This is a genomic window from Nocardiopsis sp. iso_238, assembly GCF_056173325.1.
This window is the reverse complement of sequence record NZ_CM149668.1, coordinates 5,831,704-5,854,834: the sequence shown is the minus strand read 5'-3', so window position 1 is coordinate 5,854,834 and position 23,131 is coordinate 5,831,704. Positions and strand designations below refer to the sequence as shown.

At 69.4% G+C, this 23,131-nt stretch carries 22 protein-coding genes; 12 read left to right on the top strand and 10 right to left on the bottom strand.

Annotated elements, in window-relative coordinates; all coding sequences use genetic code 11:
• Together AC0VYL_RS26425 and AC0VYL_RS26420 are read left to right on the top strand one after the other, a co-directional pair.
• Nucleotides 1-951: a glycine betaine ABC transporter substrate-binding protein gene (locus AC0VYL_RS26425; RefSeq protein ID WP_475456982.1), complete on the top strand. Its 951-nt coding sequence runs from the start codon at nt 1-3 to the stop codon at nt 949-951.
• 196 nt (nt 952-1,147) lie between these two features.
• A complete protein-coding gene (locus tag AC0VYL_RS26420; protein ID WP_475481774.1) occupies nt 1,148-2,068 on the top strand; it encodes a glycine betaine ABC transporter substrate-binding protein in 921 nt (306 codons plus the stop codon).
• A gap of 71 nt (nt 2,069-2,139) precedes the next feature.
• On the opposite strand, the gene AC0VYL_RS26415 is transcribed toward AC0VYL_RS26420, so the two are convergent.
• Together AC0VYL_RS26415 and AC0VYL_RS26410 are read right to left on the bottom strand one after the other, a co-directional pair.
• Complete coding sequence (locus AC0VYL_RS26415; protein ID WP_475456978.1) at nt 2,140-2,754, bottom strand: rhomboid family intramembrane serine protease; 615 nt, start codon at nt 2,752-2,754, stop codon at nt 2,140-2,142.
• 123 nt (nt 2,755-2,877) lie between these two features.
• Nucleotides 2,878-3,351, bottom strand: coding sequence for a hypothetical protein (locus AC0VYL_RS26410; RefSeq protein ID WP_475456976.1), 474 nt, complete (start codon nt 3,349-3,351; stop codon nt 2,878-2,880).
• 662 nt (nt 3,352-4,013) lie between these two features.
• On the opposite strand from AC0VYL_RS26410, the gene AC0VYL_RS26405 reads away from it, so the two are divergent.
• From AC0VYL_RS26405 to AC0VYL_RS26380, 6 genes are all read left to right on the top strand, one after another.
• On the top strand, nt 4,014-5,720 hold the full coding sequence (locus tag AC0VYL_RS26405) for an ABC transporter family substrate-binding protein (RefSeq protein ID WP_475481773.1): 1,707 nt from the start codon (nt 4,014-4,016) through the stop codon (nt 5,718-5,720).
• 82 nt (nt 5,721-5,802) lie between these two features.
• The gene (locus AC0VYL_RS26400) at nt 5,803-6,813 is read left to right on the top strand and encodes an ABC transporter permease (protein WP_475456972.1); all 1,011 of its coding nucleotides are present in this window, start codon (nt 5,803-5,805) and stop codon (nt 6,811-6,813) included.
• Nucleotides 6,806-7,732, top strand: a complete 927-nt coding sequence (locus tag AC0VYL_RS26395) for an ABC transporter permease (RefSeq protein ID WP_475456970.1) — start codon at nt 6,806-6,808, stop codon at nt 7,730-7,732. Before AC0VYL_RS26400 ends, AC0VYL_RS26395 begins: the two co-directional genes overlap by 8 nt.
• Nucleotides 7,729-9,957: an ABC transporter ATP-binding protein gene (locus tag AC0VYL_RS26390; RefSeq protein ID WP_475481772.1), complete on the top strand. Its 2,229-nt coding sequence runs from the start codon at nt 7,729-7,731 to the stop codon at nt 9,955-9,957. Before AC0VYL_RS26395 ends, AC0VYL_RS26390 begins: the two co-directional genes overlap by 4 nt.
• A 144-nt stretch (nt 9,958-10,101) precedes the next feature.
• Complete coding sequence (dacB, locus tag AC0VYL_RS26385) at nt 10,102-11,673, top strand: D-alanyl-D-alanine carboxypeptidase/D-alanyl-D-alanine endopeptidase (protein ID WP_475481771.1); 1,572 nt, start codon at nt 10,102-10,104, stop codon at nt 11,671-11,673.
• A 165-nt stretch (nt 11,674-11,838) separates the two neighbouring features.
• The gene (locus AC0VYL_RS26380) at nt 11,839-13,860 is read left to right on the top strand and encodes an ABC1 kinase family protein (protein ID WP_475481770.1); all 2,022 of its coding nucleotides are present in this window, start codon (nt 11,839-11,841) and stop codon (nt 13,858-13,860) included.
• 5 nt (nt 13,861-13,865) lie between these two features.
• Here the strand turns inward: AC0VYL_RS26380 and AC0VYL_RS26375 are convergent, their stop codons facing one another.
• Together AC0VYL_RS26375 and AC0VYL_RS26370 are read right to left on the bottom strand one after the other, a co-directional pair.
• Complete coding sequence (locus tag AC0VYL_RS26375; protein ID WP_378735944.1) at nt 13,866-14,438, bottom strand: TetR/AcrR family transcriptional regulator; 573 nt, start codon at nt 14,436-14,438, stop codon at nt 13,866-13,868.
• A gap of 16 nt (nt 14,439-14,454) precedes the next feature.
• Nucleotides 14,455-14,778 (bottom strand): DMT family transporter, encoded by a 324-nt coding sequence (locus AC0VYL_RS26370; RefSeq protein WP_475456962.1) that lies wholly within the window; start codon nt 14,776-14,778, stop codon nt 14,455-14,457.
• Nucleotides 14,779-15,118: 340 nt separating this feature from the next.
• Here AC0VYL_RS26370 and AC0VYL_RS26365 point away from each other — a divergent pair, with 340 nt between their 5' ends.
• Entirely contained in the window at nt 15,119-16,414 is a 1,296-nt protein-coding gene (locus AC0VYL_RS26365; RefSeq protein WP_475481769.1) for a L,D-transpeptidase, read from the top strand.
• Nucleotides 16,415-16,492: 78 nt separating this feature from the next.
• On the opposite strand, the gene AC0VYL_RS26360 is transcribed toward AC0VYL_RS26365, so the two are convergent.
• Together AC0VYL_RS26360 and AC0VYL_RS26355 are read right to left on the bottom strand one after the other, a co-directional pair.
• Nucleotides 16,493-17,152, bottom strand: a complete 660-nt coding sequence (locus tag AC0VYL_RS26360) for a TetR/AcrR family transcriptional regulator (protein WP_475481768.1) — start codon at nt 17,150-17,152, stop codon at nt 16,493-16,495.
• Nucleotides 17,153-17,612: 460 nt separating this feature from the next.
• Nucleotides 17,613-18,221, bottom strand: coding sequence for a dihydrofolate reductase family protein (locus AC0VYL_RS26355; RefSeq protein WP_475481767.1), 609 nt, complete (start codon nt 18,219-18,221; stop codon nt 17,613-17,615).
• Between the two features lie 130 nt (nt 18,222-18,351).
• Here AC0VYL_RS26355 and AC0VYL_RS26350 point away from each other — a divergent pair, with 130 nt between their 5' ends.
• The gene (locus AC0VYL_RS26350) at nt 18,352-18,930 is read left to right on the top strand and encodes a TetR/AcrR family transcriptional regulator (RefSeq protein ID WP_475456954.1); all 579 of its coding nucleotides are present in this window, start codon (nt 18,352-18,354) and stop codon (nt 18,928-18,930) included.
• 51 nt (nt 18,931-18,981) lie between these two features.
• Here the strand turns inward: AC0VYL_RS26350 and AC0VYL_RS26345 are convergent, their stop codons facing one another.
• From AC0VYL_RS26345 to AC0VYL_RS26335, 3 genes are all read right to left on the bottom strand, one after another.
• A complete protein-coding gene (locus AC0VYL_RS26345) occupies nt 18,982-19,221 on the bottom strand; it encodes a hypothetical protein (RefSeq protein WP_475456952.1) in 240 nt (79 codons plus the stop codon).
• 274 nt (nt 19,222-19,495) lie between these two features.
• Nucleotides 19,496-20,065 (bottom strand): NADAR family protein, encoded by a 570-nt coding sequence (locus AC0VYL_RS26340; RefSeq protein WP_475456950.1) that lies wholly within the window; start codon nt 20,063-20,065, stop codon nt 19,496-19,498.
• A 38-nt stretch (nt 20,066-20,103) separates the two neighbouring features.
• The gene (locus AC0VYL_RS26335; protein WP_475481766.1) at nt 20,104-20,883 is read right to left on the bottom strand and encodes a dioxygenase family protein; all 780 of its coding nucleotides are present in this window, start codon (nt 20,881-20,883) and stop codon (nt 20,104-20,106) included.
• Between the two features lie 85 nt (nt 20,884-20,968).
• On the opposite strand from AC0VYL_RS26335, the gene AC0VYL_RS26330 reads away from it, so the two are divergent.
• Nucleotides 20,969-21,475: a MarR family winged helix-turn-helix transcriptional regulator gene (locus tag AC0VYL_RS26330; RefSeq protein WP_475481765.1), complete on the top strand. Its 507-nt coding sequence runs from the start codon at nt 20,969-20,971 to the stop codon at nt 21,473-21,475.
• Between the two features lie 192 nt (nt 21,476-21,667).
• A complete protein-coding gene (locus AC0VYL_RS26325) occupies nt 21,668-22,108 on the top strand; it encodes a DoxX family protein (protein ID WP_475456944.1) in 441 nt (146 codons plus the stop codon).
• Between the two features lie 154 nt (nt 22,109-22,262).
• Here AC0VYL_RS26325 and AC0VYL_RS26320 read toward each other — a convergent pair whose 3' ends face one another.
• Nucleotides 22,263-23,033: a DUF1963 domain-containing protein gene (locus AC0VYL_RS26320; RefSeq protein ID WP_475481764.1), complete on the bottom strand. Its 771-nt coding sequence runs from the start codon at nt 23,031-23,033 to the stop codon at nt 22,263-22,265.
• Nucleotides 23,034-23,131 lie beyond the last annotated feature (98 nt).

Sequence of the window (23,131 nt, the reverse complement as noted above, 5' to 3'; positions counted from 1 at the left end):
ATGTACAGCCGTAAGCGCATGATGGGCCTGGCCGCGGCCGGTATGAGCGGGGTGCTCCTCCTGACCGCCTGTGGCGGCAACGGCGAGGACCTGACCGGCGGCTCCGGCGAGGGCCAGGGCGGTTCGGGCACGGGTGACGACCTCCAGGACGTCAACATCGCGCTGATCGCCTGGGAGGAGGCGATCGCGGTCACCCACATGTGGGAGGCCATCCTGGGCGAGAAGGGCTACAACGTCGAGGTCACCGACGTCGACGTCGCCCCGATGTACCAGGGCGCCGCCAACGGCGACGTGGACCTGTTCCTCGACACCTGGCTGCCCGCCACCCACCAGCAGTACTGGGACGACTACGGGGACCAGCTGGAGGACCTCGGCTCCTGGTACGACAACGCGATCCTCACGCTGACCGTCCCCACCTACATGGAGGACGTCAACTCGATCCCCGACCTGCTCGACCACGCGGACGAGCTGGACAACCGGATCGTCGGCATCGACCCGGGCGCCGGTCTCACCGAGACCACCCAGAACTCCGCGATGCCGGGCTACGAGCTGGACGACGACTTCGAGCTGGTCACCTCCTCCGGTGCGGCGATGCTCGCCGAGCTGGACTCCGCGATCGCCGACGAGGAGCCCATCGTCGTGACGCTGTGGCGTCCGCACCCGGCCTACGCCAAGCACGACCTGAAGGACCTCGAGGACCCCGAGGGCCTCATGGGCGACGCCGAGACGATCCACGCGGTGGGCCGTGACGGCTTCGCCAACGACTACCCGCAGCTCGCCTCCTGGCTCGAGGGCTGGGACATGAGCGACGACGAGCTGGCCAGCCTGGAGGCGCTGACCGTCGGTGACGACGTCGACGACCCCGACGCCGGCGCCCGCCAGTGGCTCGCCGACAACCCCGAGTTCCTGGAGCGCACCCTGGGCGACGACGCCGAGGGCCTGAACTTCTAGGACTCAGAGTGTGTCCCCCGTCACGGGGTGTACCACTCGCCCCTTTTGATGGGGTAGACATACGATGACGGCCGCCTTCACCGAGTGTGGGGGCGGCCTTCGTCTGGGCGAAGTTCCGGAGCCGTACCGATGGCCCCCTCGGGCTCCCCTCTCTTCGGTCGGCTCCGCACGTGTGCGTAGCGAGGGAAACGATTACATGAAGGTCGGTCGTAGCCGAGGAACGGGACTGGCCGCCGCCGGTCTGAGCGGTGCGCTCCTGCTGTCCGCCTGCTCGGGGGGCTCCGACGGGGCGGACGCCGGTGAGGACCTCCGGGAGGTCGACATCGCGTTGATCCCCTGGGAGGAGGCCGTCGCGGTCACCCACATGTGGGAGGCGATCCTGGAGGAGAAGGGCTACGACGTCACCGTGACCGAGGTCGACGTCGCCCCGGCCTTCCAGGGGGTGGCCGACGGGGATCTCGACCTGTACCTCGACATGTGGCTCCCGGTCACCCACCACGAGTACATGGAGAAGCACCGGGACAGCATCGAGAGCCTGGGCTCCTGGTACGACAACGCCGTCCTCACGCTCGCGGTCCCGGAGTACATGGAGGGCGTGCGGGAGATCGACGACCTCCCGGCGCACGCCGACGAACTCGGGGGCACCATCGTCGGCATCGAGCCGGGCGCGGGCCTGACCCAGGTCACGCGGGACCAGGCCATGCCGTTGTACGGGCTGGACGAGGGCTTCGAGCTGGAGACGTCGTCGGGCGCGGGGATGATGGAGCGGCTGGACGCGGCGATCGCTGAGGAGCAGCCGATCGTCGTGACGCTGTGGCGTCCGCACCCGGCCTACGCCCAGTACGAGCTACGGGACCTCGAGGACCCGCAGGGCGGGATGGGCGGCACCGAGGGGCTGCACTCGATCGGCCGCGCGGGGTTCGCCGAGGACTACCCCGAGCTGGCCGGGTGGATGCGCGACTGGACCATGGACGACGAGGAGCTGGCCTCCCTGGAGGCCCTCACGGTCGGCCCCGGGGTCACCGACCCCGCCGCCGGCGCGCGTCAGTGGCTCGCCCAGAACCCGCTGTTCCTGGAGCGCACGCTGATGGAGGCCGCCGAGGGCCTGGAGTTCTGACCGGTCCGGACACGACGACGGGGCCGTCTCCCGGAGGGGAGGCGGCCCCGTCGTGTGCGGTGCGTGTGGGGTCAGGGGGCGTAGTAGCCGCCCTGGGCGCCACCGATGCTCCCCTGGTTGGCCTGGCCCGGCTTGTCGCGCCTGGGCAGCACGTAGGCGGACAGGAGCCCGCCCAGGAAGCCGAACAGGTGCGCCTGCCAGGAGACTCCGGGGTGCTGGGGCAGGACCCCCCAGATCATCGTTCCGTAGAAGATGACCACGCAGATCATGATGACGATGTCGACGGTCCGGCGTTCGATGATGCCGCGCAGCACCGTGTAGCCGAAGTAGCCGAAGACCAGCCCGCTGGCTCCCACCGTCACGACGTGTGAGGGGGTGAAGAGCCACACGCCGACGCCGCTGACGACGGCGACGATCAGCGTGGTGAGCAGGAACCGGCCCAGGCCGCTGAAGGCGACGAGGGCTCCGAGCACCAGGAACGGCAGTGAGTTGCCGATCAGGTGGGCGAAGTTGCCGTGCATGAAGGGCGCGGTCAGCACGGTCCAGGGTGCGTCGGCGTTGCGGGCCTGGATACCGAACTGCCGGTCGAGGTGTCCCCCGAGCGGGGTGTCGAGGATCTCGAGGACCCACATGGCCGCGAGCATCCCCGCGACGGTCAGGATGGCGGTGATTCTGGACTGCTTCACCCCATCGAGACTAGATGAAGCTGCCTTGCGTCGGTATGTTCCTGAGGCGCGTGTGGGCGAAATGATCTGTTGTGTTCACAGATGACTGCTCTGTCGTGACCGCTCGGGGTGGGGTTTCGGACGTCAGGAGGAGAGCGAGCGCTTGCGCGGGGGGATGCCCGCCACGGCCATGAAGGCCTCCACCCTCGCCGGGTTGGTCATCCCGGTCAGCGGCAGGTAGGTGCGTGAGGTCCGGCGGCTCTTGAGCGAGGGGAAGCGCTTGGGGCGCCCGGTGTGGTCGCACAGGCCCAGGGAGCGGATGCGGCCGGGGAGTACGTAGTAGGAGCCGATGTCGACGAAGGGCACCCGGACGACGTAGGCGCCGCGCCGGTAGCGGAACTCGTCCTCGGTGACCTCCAGTACCGGGGCCTTGATCCGGTGTCCGTCGACGGCCGAGGCGGCGCCGAGGAGCACGAGGATGACGCCGAGCACGATGTTGGCCCAGTGCGTGGGGTCGACGGCCACGACCACGACGCCCAGGGCCACCAGAGCGTAACCACCCCACAGCTCCACGTACTTGCGGCCTACGGGGCAGACCAGGCGGACCGGTTCGGACACGGCGGATGCCTCTCTCGCTGGGCGGGGCGCTGAGGATGACGGAGGTCGTCACTGGGAACCCTATCCGCTTCGCGGGTGCAAGCATCGCGGTTTCGGTCGGTTCGCGCGTGGGGTTCAGGACAGGCGCAAGGAGGTTTCCTCCCTCGTGTCCCCTTTGGTGGAGTGATGATCGGGTTGTCCCATGAATATCTCGCCAGGAAAGGCGAGGGTGGGGCAGGGGGTATTAGATGCCTCCGGGTGTATGTATTGAGTCGCATGTGAAGTTTGGGTTGTTTGTCCTGTTCTCTCTCGGTAGTTGCGTGCGCCGAGGCCGTAGTTAAACGGCGTTTACGTTTGTGCTTTTGCTGTGGAAGTCCTTGATTGATCCCCAATGCTTTTCCGGTGTGTCCGAATCCCGCTCACCTGGGCCCCTGTTCCAGTTGTCCGCTTGACCTGGCATGATGTGGGGATGTCCTGGTTGTTGCCGGTGTATTGAGAGTTCGTGACCCGTTCTGGCGTGCGGGAGCGCGGGCCGGTTGCGGATGGGTCACGAAACCGGCATTGGGGCTATACAGACATTTCCCTTAATGGTCTTCTAATCGACTAATCGCCTAGTTTTGGTGGGTTGTGCCCCGTGGGCACCAACCCGTGGCCTGTTCGCATGAGTGATCAAGGGTGTGACTATGTTCAAGCGCCGAAAGACGTTGGCACTCGCCGCCGCGGCGACGTCAGCGGTCATGGTGGCCAGCGGCTGCGGAGGCGGAGGGGGTGACGGTGGCGACGGCGGAGCCAAGGAGGTCACCTGGGTCATCAACAGCCTCCCCGGCGCCTGGCAGGCCACCAGCCTCGCGGGCGGCAGCGTCTACGTCATCCAGATGCTCTCCGGTGTGCTCCCCTACACCGGGCAGTGGCAGCCGGACGCGACCTACGAGTACGACATGAACGTCCTCGCGGAGGAGCCCGAGCTCATCAACGACGACCCCGACGAGGGTCCGTTCGAGTGGTCCATCACCCTCGCCGAGGACGCCGTGTGGAGCGACGGCGAGCCGATGACCGGTGAGGACCTGCGCGTCTCCTGGATGCTCGGCACCTCGCCCGACGAGGGCTACTGCGGCGGCTGCGACCCCCGCGCCGCGGCCAGCAACGACAAGGTCGATTCCGTCGAGGTCGACGGCAAGACCGCCACCTTCAAGCTGAAGGAGGGGCTGGCCGACCCGGAGTGGATGGGGCTGTTCGACGCCCACAGCCAGTCCGGCGGCTTCCTGCCCGCCCACCTGGCCGACGAGAACGGCTGGGACGTCGACGATCCCGACCAGCTGGGCGAGTACTACGACTGGCTGCACGCGGAGCGCCCCGAGTGGTCCGGCGGCCCGTACCAGATCACCGCGGGCGACCTGGAGAACGAGGTCGTCAAGGAGCCGAACCCGAACTACTTCGGTGACGCGCCCCCGCTCGACAAGATCACCATGCCGTACAACACCGACGAGGGCACCTTCGTGAACGCCTTCGTCAACAACGAGATCGACGGGGCCAACCCGGCCGACTACAGCGAGGACGTGATCCTCCAGCTCCAGGACATCGCCAACGCCGAGCTGACCGTCGCCGAGGGCGCCACCTGGGAGCACGTCGACCTCAACCTGAAGAACGAGGCGCTCCAGGACGTCGAACTGCGTCGCGCCATCTTCACCGCGATCGACCGGGACGACATCGCCAACCGCAACTTCGGCGCCGGCTACCCGGAGTACGAGCTGAAGAACAACCACGTCTTCGGCAACGACAGCCCCTACTTCGTCGACCACTTCGCGGACGAGCCCCAGGGCACCGGTGACCTCGACGAGGCCAAGGGCATCCTCGAGGAGGCCGGCTACGAGCTCGACGGCGGGACCCTCACCCTCGACGGTGAGGAGATCGGCCCGTTCCGCCTGCGCAGCACCGACTCCACCGTGCGCAACACCTCGGTCCAGCTCATCCAGGCCCAGCTCTCCGAGCTCGGTATCACCACCAACATCGAGATGACCGACGACCTGGGCGGGATGCTCGCCGCGGCGGAGTACGACATCGTCCAGTACGGCTGGTCCGGCTCCCCGTACTTCGTCTCCGTCCCGGAGCAGTACTGGAGCTCCGAGAGCGGCAGCAACTTCGGCGGCTACGCCAACGACGAGGTCGACGAACTGGTCGGCCAGGTGGCCAACGCCCCCGACCTCGACACCGCCGCCGAGCACGCCAACGCGGCCATGGAGATCCTGGTCCCGGAGGCCTACGTCCTCCCGATCATGGCGGAGCCGAACTACTTCTTCGCCAACTCCGACCGCCTCGTGAACGTGCACGACAACCTTCAGTCCAGCTACCGAGCCACGTACAACATCGGTGAGTGGGACGTCGCCAGCTAGTCCGGCGAACCACCCAGGTCCGGCCCCGGGACACCCTCCCGGGGCCGGACCGGTCCTCGTCCACCCCTGAAGGATCACTCCCATGCTCGTTTACACGATGCGGCGCATCCTGGGCGCGCTCCCCGTCCTGGTCCTCGCATCCATCCTCACCTTCGTGATGATCGACATCTCCGGTGACCCGCTCGCCGACGTCCGGATGGCCCAGCCACCGCCCACAGAGGAAGTACTGCAACAGGCGGAGGAGCGGCTCTACCTCGACCGCTCCATGCCGGAGCGGTACTGGCTCTGGGTGACCGGAATCGGCGGAAACGGCGACATCGGACTGCTCCAGGGAGAGTTCGGGCCCTCCACCCAGGGCCCCCACTACGACATCGGCGCGGCCATCGCGGAACGCCTGTGGACCACCCTGCGCCTGGTGGGCGCGTCCATGGTCTTCGCGCTCGGCCTGGCGATCATCACCGGTGTGATCAGCGCGCTGCGCCAGTACTCGAAACTGGACTACACCCTCACGTTCGTCGGCTTCCTCGCCCTGGCACTGCCGACCTTCTGGTTCGCGGGCATCATGCAGGCGGCGGGGGTCAAGTTCAACCAGCTGGTGGGCGACCAGGTGTTCGCCACCATCGGTGACGGGCGGTTCCGAGCCGAGGGCGCGCCGCTGTGGGACCAGTTCCTCAACGCCTTCGCGCACATGGCGCTGCCCACCATCGTGCTCATGCTGATCAGCTTCGCCTCGTGGAGCCGCTACCAGCGCACCTCGATGCTGGAGGTGATGAACAGCGACTACGTGCGCCTGGCCCGGGCCAAGGGGCTGCGCAACCACACGGTCATCAGGCGTCACGCGCTGCGCACCGCGCTCATCCCGCTGACCACCGTGGTGGCGATCGGCGTCGCGGGCGTCATCGACGGGGCCATCCTCACCGAGGTGGTCTTCCAGTGGCGCGGTCTGGGTGACTTCTTCATCACCGCGGTGGACAACAACGACTCCTTCGCGCTGATGGGATGGCTGCTGCTCAGCGGCACCATCGTCATCCTGGCCAACCTGGTGGCCGACCTGTTGTACGCCGTGCTGGACCCGAGGATTCGCTATGAGTGAGAACGGCATGTCGAAGAGCGCGCGCCGTGACCCGGCGAAGAAGCGGAAGAAGAGCAGCGCCGACCAGACCCAGCTGCAGACCATCCTGATCCGGTTCACCCGACACCGGCCCGCGATGATCAGCCTGGTGCTCCTGGCGATCATCGCCCTGTTCGCGTTCGTCGGACCCTTCCTCTGGACCTGGGACCACACGGTCTACAAGGAGATCCCCAGCAACCAGCCGCCGTCCGGGGTCCACCCGCTGGGCACCTCGGCCGCCGGACACGACGTCCTCGGCCAGCTCATGCGCGGTGCCCAGCAGACCCTGAAGGTCGCCTTCACCGTCTCGCTGCTGTCCACCGCGGTCGGCTCCGTGTGGGGGGCCACCGCCGGATACTACGGCGGCCGGGTGGACGCGTTCATGATGCGCGTCGTGGACATCTTCCTGATCGTCCCGCTGCTCGTGGCCGCCGCGGCGATCGCGGGCAACAGCGGGGCCGGGACCTCGTGGTCCGCCATCGCGCTGATCATCTCGATCTTCTCGTGGGCCACCATCGCCCGCGTGGTGCGCGGCGTGGTCCTGTCCCTGAGGGAGCAGGAGTTCGTGGAGGCGGCCCGCGCGTCGGGGGCCTCGGCGCCGTGGATCATCCTCCGGCACCTGCTGCCCAACGCGGCGGGGCCGATCATCGTCGCCGCCACCCTGCTGGTGGCGGTGGCCATCCTCGCGGAGGCGGGCATGTCCTTCCTCGGGCTGGGCATCCAGCTGCCGGACATCTCGCTCGGCCAGATGATCGGCAGCGCGCGCACGGCGGTGTCCACGCGCCCGTGGCTGTTCTATCCGCCGGGTGTGCTGCTGGTGCTGATCTGTCTGACGATCAACTTCATCGGTGACGGCCTCCGAGATGCCCTCGACCCACGACAGACCAGGGTGCGGCGATGACGACTGAGTACGAGAACAAGGGACACACCGCCGTGGCGGACACCGACGACGTGGTGCTGGAGGTCAGCGACCTCAGCGTCACCTTCCCCTCCGACGACGGCCCGCTGCCCGCGGTCCGGCAGGTCTCCTACAAGGTGCGCCGGGGCGAGGCCCTGGGCATCGTGGGGGAGTCGGGGTCGGGCAAGTCCGTGACGTCCATGGCGATCATGGGCCTGCTGCCCAGGAACGCGCGGGTGGAGGGTTCGGCCCGGCTGCTGGGCCAGGAGATCATCGGGCTCGACGACAAGCGGATCAGCGAGGTCCGGGGACAGCGGATCGCGATGATCTTCCAGGATCCGCTGACCTCGCTCAACCCCGTCTACACGATCGGCTACCAGATCGCGGAGGCGGTGCTCGCCCACCGCAAGGTGGGCAAGAAGGTCGCCATGGCGCGGGCGCTGGAGCTGCTGGAGATCGTGGGCATCCCCTCCCCCGAGCAGCGGCTCAGGCAGTACCCGCACGAGCTGTCCGGCGGTATGCGCCAGCGCGTGGTGATCGCGATCGCGATGGCCAACGACCCGGACGTGATCATCGCGGACGAGCCCACGACGGCGCTCGACGTGACGGTCCAGGCGCAGGTGCTGGACGCCCTCCAGCGGGCCCGCCAGGAGACCGGGGCCGCCCTGGTGCTCATCACCCACGACCTCGGCGTGGTGGCCGGGCAGGTCGACCGGGTGGGCGTGATGTACGCGGGCCGGATCGTAGAGATGGGGTCGGTGGAGGAGGTCTTCTACCGGCCGCGCATGCCCTACGCGCTGGGGCTGCTCGGATCGCTGCCGCGTCTGGACGGCGACCGGGGCGACCGGCTCACCCCCATCCTCGGAACCCCGCCCTCGCTGCGGGACCTGCCGGGGGGCTGCGGGTTCGCGCCGCGCTGCCCCATGGCCAGAGAGCGCTGCCACGAGGAGGAGCCCCGACTGCTGGTCATCGAGAACGGGGCACCGGAGAGGGGGACGGGCGACGGGCTCTCCGGGCACACCGCCGCCTGCCACTTCAGCGAGGAACTGGTCGGCGCGGAGGCGGGCGACCTGTTCCGGGCGACCTCCGTGGACACCGAGGGCGTGGGGTCCGTGGCCGAGATGGAGGCCGCCGAGTCCCAGGTGGCCGAGGCCCGCGAGGAGTACCTGGGGGAGCTGGACGCGGAGAGCGACCGAGAGGCTTCCGGCGCGGCCGGACCCGAGGTCCTGCTCACCGCCACCGACCTGGTCAAGCACTTCCCGATCCGCTCCAAGGGGCTGCTGAGGCGCAGGGTCGGCGCGGTGCAGGCGGTCTCCGGGATCTCCCTGGACCTGCGCGAGCGGGAGACCCTCGCGCTGGTGGGTGAGTCGGGCTGCGGCAAGTCCACGACGGCGCGACTGCTGCTGAACCTGATCAAGCTCACCTCGGGCGAGGTCACCTACCTGGGTCAGCCGCTGCACGGGCTGTCCGACCGCAGGATGCGTCCGCTGCGCAAGGACCTCCAGCTGGTGTTCCAGGACCCCTTCGCCTCCCTGGACCCGCGCATGACGGTCGCGGACATCATCGCGGAGCCCATGCGCATCCACGGGACCGGGCACCGGGGCGCCCGGAAGCGGGTGTCCGAACTCCTCGAACTGGTGGGGCTCAACCCCGAGCACGGGTCGCGGTACCCGCACGAGTTCTCCGGCGGGCAGCGGCAGCGCATCGGCGTGGCCCGGGCGCTGTCGCTCAACCCCCGGGTGCTGGTGCTGGACGAGCCGGTCTCGGCGCTGGACGTGTCCATCCAGGCGGGCGTGATCAACCTGCTGGAGGACCTCCAGGACGAGCTGGGGCTGTCCTACCTGTTCGTCTCGCACGACCTGTCGGTGGTCAAGCACATCGCGGACCGTGTGGCCGTGATGTACCTCGGCAAGATGGTGGAGACGGCCACGACGGACCAGCTGTTCAGCTCGCCGGCGCACCCGTACACCCAGGCGCTGATCTCGGCGATCCCGCTGCCGGACCCGGTCAAAGAGCGGACCCGGGAGCGGATCACCGTCACCGGTGACATCCCGAGCCCGGCCGATCCGCCCTCGGGCTGCCGGTTCCGGACGCGCTGCCCGAAGTTCGCCAACGAGCTCTCGGACGCGGAGCGCACCAAGTGCGTGGAGGAGCCGCCGGAGCTGAGGGACCGGGGCACCGGGCACCGGGACGCGTGCCACTACTCGAAGGCGATCGAGCTCATCTAGGCACGGGGCGGGTCGGGGTCTCCCGGCCCGCCTCGTGCGTGTGTGCCCCGCTTCGGGGCGTCACGGCCGAATCGCCGGTCGTGTTGTGGCGGTGCGGACGACCGTCGGCTAGGTTCTCCTGATCGGTACTCCCAGAGGAGAGAGATGACCCCCACTACCCCCCGACGATGGCTGACCGCCTTCGCCGCCGCTCCGTTGGTGGCCCTCGCCCCGGTCGTACCCGCGTGGGCCGACACCGCCGACCAGAGTGAACGCGCCGCCGACCTGCGCGCCGACCTCGACGCCATCCTGGCGGACCCGGCCCTGGAGGGCGCGACCTCCGGTGTGGTGGTCACCGACGCCGACTCCGGCGAGGTGCTGTACTCGCGTGACGCGGACACCCAGCTGTTGCCCGCCTCGAACACGAAGATCTTCACGGCCGCCGCCGCCCTGGAGGTGCTGGGAGCCGAGCACACCTTCGGGACCGAGGCCGTCGTGGCGGAGCCGGGCCGGGGCGACGTGCCGGAGCTGTACCTGGTCGGCGGCGGCGACCCGACCCTGAACGCGGAGGACCTCGACGCCATCGCCGCGGACGTGGCCGCATCGGGCATCACCTCGGTCGGTGAGCTGTACGCCGACGACTCGTGGTTCGACGACCAGCGCCTCGTGGACGACTGGTGGCCCGAGGACGAGCCGTACGCCTACTCCGCGCAGATCTCCGCGCTCACGGTGGCGCACGGCGAGCGCCACGACACCGGCGTGACGGAGGTGACCGTCACGGGCGCCGCCGAGGGCGACCCCGTCAACGTGGACCTGGGTGCCGCCGACGGCTACGTCGAGCTGGACAACCAGGCCGTCACGGCCCCCGCCGACGGCGGCGAGGGCATCACGATCGACCGCCCGGTGGGCACCAACACCATCAAGGTGACCGGGTCGCTGTCGGAGAACGCCGACCCGGTGGTGGCGCTGCGCACCGTGGACGAGCCCGCCGGATTCGCCGGGCACCTGTTCGCACGGGCCCTGGAGGAGAACGGGGTCACGGTGAACGGCGAGGTCGCCCAGGGCGACGTGCCCGCCGAGTGGCAGGACCCCGAGGTCGTGGGCGAGCACACCTCCATGCCGCTGGGCGAGGTCCTGGTCCCCCTCATGAAGTTCAGCAACAACGGGCACGCGGAGATGCTCACCAAGACCCTCGGCCGCGAGGTCGCGGGCGAGGGCTCGTGGGCCGCGGGGCTGGCCGCCGAGGACACCGCGCTCCAGCAGCTGGGTGTGGACACCTCGGACCTGGTCCTCACCGACGGCTCGGGCCTGTCCCGGGGCAACCTGGTCACCGCCAACACCGTCGTCGACCTGCTCGACAGCGCGCAGGACGCCCCCTGGTACGACGTGTGGCACCACTCGCTGCCGGTGGCGGGCGACAGCGACCCGTTCGTCGGGGGCACGCTGGCCAACCGGATGCGCGGCACCGCCGCGGAGAACGCGGCCCAGGCCAAGACCGGCACGATGTCCGGGGTGAGCGCCCTGTCGGGCTACGTTCAGGGCCCGGACGGCGGTGAGCTGTACTTCAGCGTCGTGAACAACGACTACACCGGTGGCGCCCCGCTCGGCGTGCAGGACGCCGTGGTGGTCCGGCTTGCCGAGCACCTGGGCAACGAGGCCCGCACGGGCACGCTCGCGCAGCGCGCCGAGGTCACGGGCGGCGGCGAGATCGAGTGCTCGTGGGAGCTGACCTGCTGATCCGCTGACCGAGCAGAGGGGCCCACGGGAGAGGAAACCCGTGGGCCCCTCGCGTGTGCGGAGTGCGGCGCGGGGTTGTCCACAGGCCGGGGATCGGGGCTGTCGGCGGTGTCCCCGGGGTGGCAGTGTTGAAGGTCCCCACTCTCCTCCGGCTGAAGGACGTTGATGGAAACACTGACCGTGACCTCGGTGTTCGGCATGGTCGTCAGCCAGGTCGTGTCGCTGGTCGTGCTGGTCCTGGTCCTGTTGGGCCTGGGCAAGCTGGCGAGTCGGCTCATGGACGTGCCGTTCAACCTGCCGAGGCTGGCCCTGGCCGCGATGGTCGGGGCTCCGCTGGGTTCGGTGGGCGCGATCCTGGCCTACTACGGCAGCTTCGAGGCGCTGAACTCCCTCGAACCGGCCGACATGGAGGATCCCGGGTACATGTCGCTGATGCTCTTCGCCATGGCGGTGGGCGCCATGCTCGCCTTCGTCGGCCTGGAGCTCCTGCTGCCCCGGGGCACCCGGTTCCGGCCGCTGGCCATGGTCCGGGAGGCCCGCGACTGGTTCGGGCGGCTCGGCAGGTACCGGCGCATCCTGTGGATCCTGGCCCGGCACGGGCTGGGCGGCTACGTGCTGGGCGGGCGGAAGGGGATCGAGGACACCTCGGTCCAGCGGCGTCTGGCGCGTTCCCTGGCCCGGTCCATGGAGGAGGCCGGGGTGGTGTTCGTGAAGCTGGGGCAGGTGCTGGCCACCCGGCGGGACCTGTTGCCCCCGGTGTTCGTGGAGGAGCTGGGCCGTCTGCACAGCGAGGTGGCGAGGGTGCCCTTCGAGCGGATCCGCGAGTGCGTGGAGGGCGAGCTCGGGCGCCCCCTGGAGGAGGTCTTCGCCGAGTTCGACCCCGAGCCCCTGGCCGCGGCCTCGATCGCGCAGGCCCACCCGGCGCGGCTCCACGGGGGCGAGGAGGTCGTGGTGAAGGTGCAGCGGCCCGGGATCGTGCCGGTGGTCCGGCGGGACCTGGACATCATCCGCAGACTGGCCCGCCGCTTCGACGAGCACACCGACTGGGGGCCCGCGATCGGTGTGCTCGATCTGGCCGACGGGTTCGCCGAGGCGTTGCTGGAGGAACTCGACTTCGAGGTGGAGGCCGCCAACATCGCGGCGGTCGCGGACGCCACGGGTGGTGCGGCGGTGCGCATCCCGCAGGTCTACGAGGCCTACACCAGCCGCCGTGTGCTGGTGATGGAGCGCCTGCACGGGACCCAGGTGGGTATCGGGGACCTCTCGGCGGAGGAGGGGGAGCGGATCGCCAGGGTCCTGCTGAACTGCCTGCTGGAGCAGGTGTTGATGAGCGGGATCTTCCACGCCGACCCGCACCCGGGCAACATCCTGGTGCTCGACGGGGGCGGCGTGGGGTTGTTGGACTACGGGTCCGTGGGGCGTCTGGACGCCAGGACCCGGGAGGCCCTCCAGATGATGCTGCTGGCGATCGACCGGGGTGACGCGGTCCTGCTGACCGACACCCTGCTGGACGTGGTGGACGACCCGGGGGAGATCGACGCGGAGCGGCTGCGGAGGTCACTCGGCCAGTTCATGGCGCGCTACCTGCACGGGGGCGCCACCGCGAGCATGCGGATGTTCACCGAGCTGCTGATGCTGGTCACCCGGTTCGGGCTGGTGCTGCCCGGGGAACTGGCCGGGGTCTTCCGCGCGCTGGCCACGCTGGAGGGGACGCTGGTGCACCTCTCGCCCGGGTTCGACACCGTGGCGGAGGCCAAGCGGTACGCCGGGGCCCGGATGTCCGAGCAGCTGGGGACGGGGAACCTGCGGGAGATGGCGTCGGCGGAGCTGATCGCCCTGCTGCCCACGCTGAGACGGCTGCCGCGCCGACTGGACCGGATCACCGACCAGCTGCACAAGGGCCGGTTCACGGTGCAGGCGCGGTTGTTCGCCCACCCCGAGGACCGAAGACTCCTGCGCTCGGTGGTGTGGCGCGCGGTGATGACGCTGCTGGCCGTGGTCACGGGGTTCATGTCGGTGGGGCTGTTCAACGTCACCGAGACGCAGGGGGTGTCCTGGCCGGATCTGGCCACGCACACCAAGGCGCTGAACCTGTTGGCGTGGGTGCTGCTGGCCGCCACGGCGATGTTCGTGCTGCGGCTGCTGGTGGACATGGTCCGGGACGGCGGTGACCGGGGGAGGCGGTGACCGGGTCAGCCGGTGATGAGGCGGCGCAGGACCCGGTGGACCTCGTCGGCGTCGGGTGGGGGGCTGGTGGTGCAACAGCAGAGGAAGTAGCCGTTGGCCGCCGCGGCCACCCCGGCCCTGACCTCGGGATCGGGGAGGTAGGGCACGAGGAAGGCGTCCACCGCCGCCGTCCAGCGGTCGGTCTGCTCACGTAGGGCGGGGCGGCGTGCGGCGAGGAGGAACAGCTCCATCTCGGCCAGGGCGTGGGTCCGGTCGGTTCCGGTGCCCTCCGCGATGAGGACGGCGAAGCCGCGCAGGGCCTCGGCGGGGTCGTCGGGGAGGGTGTCCATGTGCTCGACGTAGGAGTCGTTCACCCTGGTGAGTGCGGCGACCAGGAGGTCGTCGACGCAGGAGTAGTAGTAGGTGACGGTGCTGGGCGGGACCCCCGCCTCGGCCGCCACCCGGCGCTGACTGACGGCGGCGACGCCGTCCCGCGTGATGACGTTCATGGTGGCGTCCAGGAGCAGCCGACGCCGCAGCTCGCCCTTGCGTCGGCGGCCGTCGCTGATGTTCTCCGGGTCCTCCGGCTTGGTACTCACGTCACCATTTTGCCGGTCAGTGCTGTCCTCCCATCTCCAGGGCCATGACCCCGGCGATGACCATGGCGATGCCGCCCACCTGGATCCAGGTCAGGGACTCACCGAGGAAGAGGACCCCGATCACGGCGAGGAGTGCCACCCCCAGCGCGGCCCACACCCCGTAGGCGACCCCGAGCGGCATGCCCCGGTTGAGGGTCTGGGAGAGCATGTAGAACGCGCCGACGTAGCCGACGACCACGAAGATCGAGGGCAGGAGTCGGGTGAACCCCTCGGAGAGTTTCAGGGAGGTGGTGGCGAAGACTTCCAGGACGATCGCTCCGGCGAGCCAGAACCAGGGCATGCGTTTCCCCTTGTCACGGGTGGGGTCGGAGTGACCCCGAAGAAGTTGTCCGGTCGAACAGGTTTCCTGGGAGAAACAACCTGAGCGAACGAACAAGATTCTATGTCGGGCATGATGGCAGGGGCAAGCGGAGACGCTTCCGGACGGTCACAAACCCCGCCCCCCAGTGGACCGACCCTGTACCCCCTGGGTGTATTCTCAGCCGTTCCGGGAGCGGTAGGTGGACCGTCCCGGATAACCGCTCTATACCGATGCGCACGAGTTCAGAACCTTTTCCGTGCCGGAGCGTCTTACTCAGAGCAGTAGGTCGGGTTCGAGTTTCAGCTATGGAGGTCCAGACGTGACGGGGAAGTCCCACCCGGCGGTGACGCGTCGGTTCGGCATCGGTCTGGTGGCGCTCGCTCTCGCAGCGACCGCCTGTACGTCCGGTGACGCCGAGACGCAGAGCAACGCCGATCCCGACGCCGAACCGGCCGAGCTGAGCATCACTCCGGAGACCGGCAGCGAGGAGATCGCGCCCAACACCCCCATCCGGGTGAACGCCGAGAGCGGTGTCATCACCGACGTCAAGGTCGAGCAGATCGTGGTCGGTGAGGCGGCGGCCGAGGGCGAAGGTGACGGGGAGGGCGACCTCTACGACATGACCGGCACCCTCAACGAGGACGAGACGGAGTGGGTCAGCGACTGGAACCTGCGCCCCGGCTCGGAGATCGTGGTGACCGCCACGGCGGCGAACGAGGCCGGTGAGGAGAGCGAGTTCACCACCGAGTTCACCACCCACGAGGCCGCCCCCGGGCAGCGCCTCGAACTCGTCTCCAACTTCCCGAGTTCCGGCGACACCGTCGGTGTCGGTATGCCCGTGGTGATCAACTTCGACCTGCCCGTCACCAACAAGGCGCAGGTCGAGAACTCCATGAACGTGGTGGCCGAGCAGGAGACCGTCGGCGCCTGGAACTGGGTCACCGACCAGATGGCGGTCTTCCGGCCGGAGGAGTACTGGGAGCCGTACCAGAACGTCACCGTGGACCTGAACCTCGCGGGCGTCGAGGCGTCCGAGGGCGTCTTCGGGGTACGCAACTACCAGATCGACTTCGAGATCGGTCGTGAGCTGATCGCGACCATGCACGTGCCGGACCACGAGATGGTCATCGAGATCGACGGCGAAGAGGAACGCGTCATCGAGGTGAGCAACGGGGCGGCCAACCGTCGCTTCGACACCACGACGACCGGCACCCACGTGATGATGGAGCGCTACGAGCAGCTCACCATGGACTCCGCGACCGTCGGCATCCCGGAGGACGCCCCCGGCTCCTACCGGGTGGACGTGCAGTACGCGGTCCGCACCTCCAACAGCGGCGAGTTCGTGCACGAGGCGTCGTACAACGGTGCCATCGGCTCGGCCAACACCTCCAACGGTTGCACCAACCTGCGGATGGACGACGCCCAGTGGTTCTTCAACAACACCCTGATGGGCGACATCCTCGACACGACCGGCACCGACCGCGAGTTCGAGTGGGACAACGGCTGGGGCTACTGGCAGAAGTCCTGGGACGAGTGGCTCGACGGCAGCGAGACCGCCGAACCGCAGTCGACCACCTACGGGACCCCCGGCCCCGTGCACGGCGAGGACCTGTAGTCCAGTAGGCAGGGCTCGGAGCCCAGGGGCGTCACGGTGCGAACGGCACCGGGGCGCCCCTCGCGTCGTCCTGGGTACTCAGTGCTCGGCGGCCTCGCGGGTGAGCCGCGCGACGACGGCGTCCACCACCAGCTCGGTGACGGCGGCCATGTCCACCGCCTCAGGGTCCAGCAGCCACTGCACCTGGAGCCCGTCCATGGCGGCGAGTACCGCAGTGGCCGCCGACCGTGCGGGGGAGTGGCCGTGCGGGCCCGGCGTGCTCGCGGCCTCCCGGTGCTCGGGGCCGATCCGGTCCAGGACCGCCGCCTCCGCCTCCTCGCGCAGCACGGAGTAGCGCTCCCGGAACCACTCCTTGGCGGGGTGTTCGGCGGTGGCGCTCTCGGCGGAGAGCACCGCGTACAGCTGGGTGGTGCCCGGGCGTTCGGCGTTGCGGCGTGCGGTGGCGACCAGGTGGTCGAGCATGGCGCTGCCCTCGGGCGCCGGGTCGTTGCTGTCGCGCAGCTCCAGCACGGCGGTGAGTAGGTCGGTCTTGGAACCGAAGTGGTGCAGCACCCCGGCGGGGGTGATGTCGAGCAGCGCCGCGATGTCCGCCAGTGAGGTGTTGTGGAAGCCCTGCGTGGCGAAGACCTCGGCGGCGGCGCGCAGGATGCGTTCGCGCCGGTTCACCCGTCGGCGCGGTGCGCCTCCGGGCGTCGGTCCCTCCTCCGAACGCGTCCGCGCGGGGGTCGTCTCGCTCATGCCTGCTCTCCACTTCCTCGTACCGCTCGGGTACTCCGGGCCACCGGAGGCGCCCGCCAACTCCCCACGCTATCCAGGCTCCTCGGGGGTTCCGCCTCTCCCGGGGCCGCTCGGACTCACCCCGGAAGGCCGCACAAAGGGTCGGCGCAGGCTGGCGTACGCGCCGAGCAGCTGACCGGGGATCAGGGGGAGTGCGGTGACCGCCAACAGGACGAACGGGTGGCGGGCGTAGTGGGCGAGGGGGAACCACAGGACGGAGCCGAAGGTGCGCGGAAGCCGGGGGTGCGACACGAGGCCTCAGGGGGAAGGGGGATCGGGGCGGGGACAGACTACCGGTGGCCCCTGATCTCGCTGAGGCGGGCGTTCGTGGCGTGTGCCAAGGAGCTGGCCGGGGACGGTGACGGAGCTGCTCCACCGCCGCCCCCGGCGTGTGCACGGCCGTTTGGGGCCGGTGCCGGGCTCACGTCGCACTGGTGACGCGGCGGCGGAAGAGGGTGTAGTCGGCGCCGCCCTTGAAGGTGGTGCTGCTCAGCCGCTCGAAGCTGGCCGGGTCGAAGGCTGCGCCCTCGAAGAGGGGGCGTCCGTGCCCGGCGACGACGGGGTAGCGCTTGATCATGAGTTCGTCGATCTCCGGGAGCAGGTAGCCGGCCATGGCCGGGCCGCCGACGATGACGATCCCCAGGGGGCCCTCCTCCTTCTTGAGCTCGCGGACGGTTTCCAGGGGATCCGTGGCCACGACGGTGACGTTGGGGTCGGTGTCGGCGGGCAGGCTGCGCGAGAACACGATCTGGCGCATGTGGTCGTAGGGGCTGGTCACGCCCTCGTCCAGGGCGACCTGGTAGGAGCCGCGGCCTTGAAGCATGGTGTCGAAGTGCTTGTTGGGTACGTCCAGCCCCAGCGGGGTGCGCGCCACGGTGGGGAGGAGTTCGGGGTACTCGTCGACGTGGAAGCGGCCGTTGTCGCCGAGTTCGCCGCCCGGGTCGGGGGCCTCGTAGAAGTCGTGCGAGTTGTCGGGGCCACAGGCGTAGCCGTCGATCGATACCGCGACGAAGTAGGTGAGGGTTCGCATGTGTCTCCTTGGAAGGGGTACTCCTGCGGCCGATTGACCACTAAGCTTGAAGTACTTCGATTAAAGTACTCCACGCATAGTGGTTTGCCAAGCGGTCGCACGGGATTTCTTCGCACGAAGGGAAGAACACATGGTCAGGAACCCTGAGCGGCGTGCCGCGCTGCTCGACGCCGCCATCGACGCGCTCGCTGAGGAGGGCGCGCGCGGACTCACCTACCGGGCCGTGGACACCCGCGCGGGCGTGCCCGTGGGAACGGCCTCCAACTACTTCTCCAGCCGTGAGGACCTGCTCGCCCAGACCAGCGTCCGCACCTACGAGCGGTTCATGCCCGAGCAGGAGGAGTGGGCCAACGTGCTGGAGGGCCCACGGGACCGGGCCAAGCTCGCGGAGGTCATGCGCGCCACGGTCACGCGCATGGCGGCGAACCCCAACGTCCACCTGGCCACGCTCGAACTCCAACTGGAGGCCACCCGCCGTCCGGAGCTGCGCGCCGACCTCACCGCCCGGGTCCGCGCCGACCTGGACGCCAACATCGCCTTCCACGAGCAGAGCGGCATCCCCGGCGGCCGACACACGGTGGTGGTGCTGTACCTGGCCCTGAACTGGCTGGTCACCGAGCACCTGACACTGCCCGGGGTGCTGGCCGCGGAGGGGGACCTGGAGGGGCTGGTGGACCTGGTGGTCGGCCAGCTCACCCTTGAGGGCTGAGGCCCGTGGCCGGGTGGCGCGGGGCCGTCACGCCCCGCGCCGGAGCCGGGGTCACCAGGCGCGGACGCCGACCGGGGCGGGCAGCCGCTCCGGCAGCCAGGTCCACGTGCCGTCGTTCTCGGTGAACCGGCGCTGGACGCGGCTCACCTCCCCGATCGGGTTGCTGAACACCTGCCGCCAGTCACCGGCCGCGCGCTCCTCCAGGTAGAGGCTGCTCGCGTCGGTGCGCATGCGCACCGCCTGGAGGGTGTGGGAGGAACCGTCGTTCAGCTGGATGCGGTAGTAGGCCATGGGAGTCCCCTGAGTGTCGTCCTGGAAAGTGAGGACGGTGGAGTCCGGTACACGCGCGTTCGAGGCTGGAGGATCTGTCTCCCGGGTGCGGCGTGGCCTCGGGGCGGTCCACGAGGCCGGGCCGAGGTTGTGTTGGCGCGGTGCCAAGGCGGGAAACAGGTGCGGGTGCCGGGGCACCGTGCTGTCCGCGTGTGGGGACTCTACTCCGGCGGGTTCGACGACACAGCGTGAACAGGCGAATCCGAAGTGAAATCGGGGAGAACGGTGTCTCCGCTCAGTCGGCCTCCCCGGAGAGCCGGGCCCTGGCCTCCATGAGGGCGAAGCCCAGCAGGTTGCGGCCGCGCCAGAAGCGGGGGCGCTCGGCGTTCTCGTGGGTCCGGCCCAGGCCGATGCCCCAGATCCGGTCGCGGGGGCTGGCCTCGACCAGCACGCGCTGACCGGTGCCGAGCAGGAACGCGCGCAGGTCCTCGTTCTGGCCGAACTTGGCGACACTCCCCCGCACGACGATCTCGAAGCGCTCCCGCTCCCAGACCTCCTGGTCGAAACCGCCGACCTGGCGGCCGATCACCTTCGCGTCGCGCGGGTGATCGGCCGCCACGATCCGGTCGGCGGCCTGGGGGTCTCCGAAGAGCCGCGCCTTCCCGGCCATCATGAAGTGCTCGGCGGTGCGGTAGGTGGTTCCGTCCACGGTGAAGTCGGCGGGCCACCACTGGGAGAGGCAGCTCGACGACACCCCGCTGGGCGGCGGCTGGTGTCCCCAGAAGTGCAGGTACCTGATGCGACCCTCGACCCGGAGCAGGTCCGCCACTGACCTCGCGTCGGCGGGGTGGTGTCCGTCGTTCATGGCAGGAGTCTGCCAGCGCCCTGTGACGTTCCGGCGGGTCAGTCGAACTGGAACGACCGCTTGGCCAGCCCGTGCCAGAAGCCGTCCACCGTGGACGTGGCGGTCCGGCGGTCGTCCAGCCCCGCGCCGAGCGCGACGAACAGGGGCGCGAAGTGGTCGCTGCGCGGGTGGGCGAGGGCTGCGGCCGGGGCCTTGTGCCGGAAGTCCAGGAGCGCGTCGACGTCGTGGTCCAGGACGGCCCGGTGGGTCCAGTCGTCGAACTCGACCGACCACGAGGGCGCGTCGCCGTGGGTCTGCCGGGACATCTCCCGGAGGTTGTGGGTGGTGAACCCGCTGCCCATGATCAGTACGCCCTCCTCGCGCAGGGGTGCGAGGCGGCGGCCGAGTTCGAGGAGGCGTGCCGGGTCGAGTGTGGGCATGGAAACCTGGAGGACCGGGATGTCGGCCTCCGGGTACATCTCCTTCAGCGGGACGTAGGCGCCGTGGTCGAGGCCGCGGGCGGGGTCCTGGTGGAGGGTCTCACCTGGACCAGTGGTGAGTTCGCGGACGCGTCCGGCGAGTGTCGGAGCACCCGGGGCGGCGTAGGTCACGTCGTAGTAGCGTTGCGGGAAACCCCAGAAGTCGTAGGTCAGAGGGGTGCCGTCCGTGGTCGCGCCGACGGTGAGCGGCGCGTCCTCCCAGTGCGCGGAGACGACGAGGATCGCCTTCGGGCGGACGAGGTCACCAGACCAGTCGGCCAGCTGGCGGGTCCACTCGGTGTCGTCGGCCAGGGGTGGTGCGCCGTGGCTCAGGTACAGCGTGGGCATGCGTGTCGCCATGGCGGCGCCTCCGGGTTCGGGGTGGTGGTCCGTGTCCGGTAGAAACACAATTGAACGCTCAAGTATTTCAGGGGGCACAGGTCCGATGGCCGAGACGCGCTGGCTCGACGACGGCGAGCAGAACACGTGGCGTGCCTTCCTGATGGCCGTCAACCTGCTCGACGGCGCACTGGACCGCCAGCTCAGGCACGACTCCGGGTTGCCGCACGCGTACTACCAGATCCTGGCCATGCTGTCCGAGGCGCCGGGGCGCGAGTTGACGATGACCCGGCTGGCCCGCCTGCTGCGCTCCTCGCCGAGTCGCCTCTCGCACGCGGCCGCGCGGCTGGAGGGCGACGGGATGATCCACCGCCACAAGCGGCCGGAGGACCGGCGCACCGTGATCGTGGAGATCACGCCTGTGGGGATGAAGGCGCTGGAGGACGCGGCGCCGGGTCACGTGCACGAGGTGCGGCGGGTCCTGTTCGACACGCTCAGCTCCGAGCAGGTGGGTCAGCTGCGGGAGATCTCCGAGTCCATGCTGTCCGCGCTCGACCCTCAGGGTGAGGAGCCCAGGTACCCGGACCCCGACGGGACCGGCACCCGGGACTGAGCGGAGTTCTGTTACCAGCCCTGACCTGGGCGGATGTCGAGCATGTCGAACCCGTTCCCCCGGACTCTATGTGTTCGGCCGGATACGTACTACCATGCTGCTTCCCGGGAAAAGGTTGTGGCCTCAAGTGTTGCAGTCTCTGCAAGAGGTGGCAGCTGACACCGGGATACCCGCTCACAGAACAGGAACACCATGAACGAATCACTCAAAAGCAGGGCCGGCGATGTCGTCGCCCTGCTCTCAAGGGCCGTGATCGGGGGGCTGTTCATCCTCCACGGGCTCCAGAAGGCCGTTGACCTGGGTGGCGCCACCGAGGGCTTCGCGGCTCTGGGTGTGCCCTTCCCGACCCTGTCCGTCCTCGTCGCCGTGGTCGTCGAAGTGGGTGCCGGTGTGGCGCTCGTCGTCGGCTTCGCGCTTCCTCTCGCGGGCCTGTCCCTCGCCCTCATGATGGTTGGGGCGTACGTCTTCGCCCACGTCGGTACCCCGCTGGTCGGCGGGTACGAGCTGGTGCTGGTGCTCGGCGTCGCAGCCCTGGCCCTCGGGTTCTCGGGGGGTCGCCACGCGGTGGACCGGCTGCTGCCCTGGGGCCGCGTCCGCCACGCGCGCGGAACCGAGGAGTCCGTGTCGGCATGAACCGCACGGACTGATTCGGCGTCCGTCCTGACCAGGGGCCCGTGATCTCACCCCCTGTCCGGACTCGCACCGCTGACGCGGCCGTCCACACCGGTGCTGGGCGGCCGTTCGTGCTGTCCGGGGTCCCCGCGCGGGAGACTCCCGGCCCTGCCCCTCAGTGGTAGGAGATCGACACCAGTCCCGCCGCCGCGAAGTTCCCCGCCGCGAGCTCGTCGCGCTGGATGATCCAGAACACGCACGCGGTGAAGCCCGGGTCGTCGGGCATGTCCAGCTGCGTCTGGGCCAGCAGCACCCAGCCGCCCTTCTCGTCCTCGGGGGAGGAGCCCATGATGGGCGGGTCCTGCGGCGAGTAGGCGTATCCGCCCAGGTACAGGCTGACTTCCCATTGACGGGATCTCTGGTCGAGGTACTCCAGCTCGTGCTCGAAGTAGAGGTCGCTGATCTCCGGGTGGAGGAGGACGGCGTCGTCGGCGTGCGACGGGAGGCTCGGGAAGGTCCGGGCGTAGAGGGGGCGTCGGTCGAGGGCGGGGAAGGGCTTGCCCATTTCTGGAAGCGCCCGCTCGGTCGTGGGCGTTCCCGCCGGAACGTGGATCACGGAGCGGGAGTTCTCCATCAGGGCGAACCCGGCGGGGTCGGTCCGGTCAGCGAAGAACAGCAGGTGGCCGTCGCGCGGCAGGGTGAGGTTGCAGGCGTCCGGGGGGAGCGCGGCGCAGTCGACGGACGCGATGAAGTCCAGACCGCTGTCCCACTCGACGCCCTCGGGGAGCGAGGGGAGCCCGCCGTACTGTCCGACCAGAACGCCGCCGTCCTTGTTCGACGGAGTGAGTTCGGCCTGGGGAAGGGCGAGGTTCAGGGCCAGTTCGATGGCGTGTTCGGGGACGCCCTTGGCTCGGGCCTTCTCGCGGTACGTCTGGGTGCTGTACATACCGGACATGCTGCCGCAGCGGAGGGACATTTTCGGAACGGTGACGAAAGCGCTGGTCGCGCTGGGCGGTACCTGTGCAGCTGGTTTCCATGTCCCTT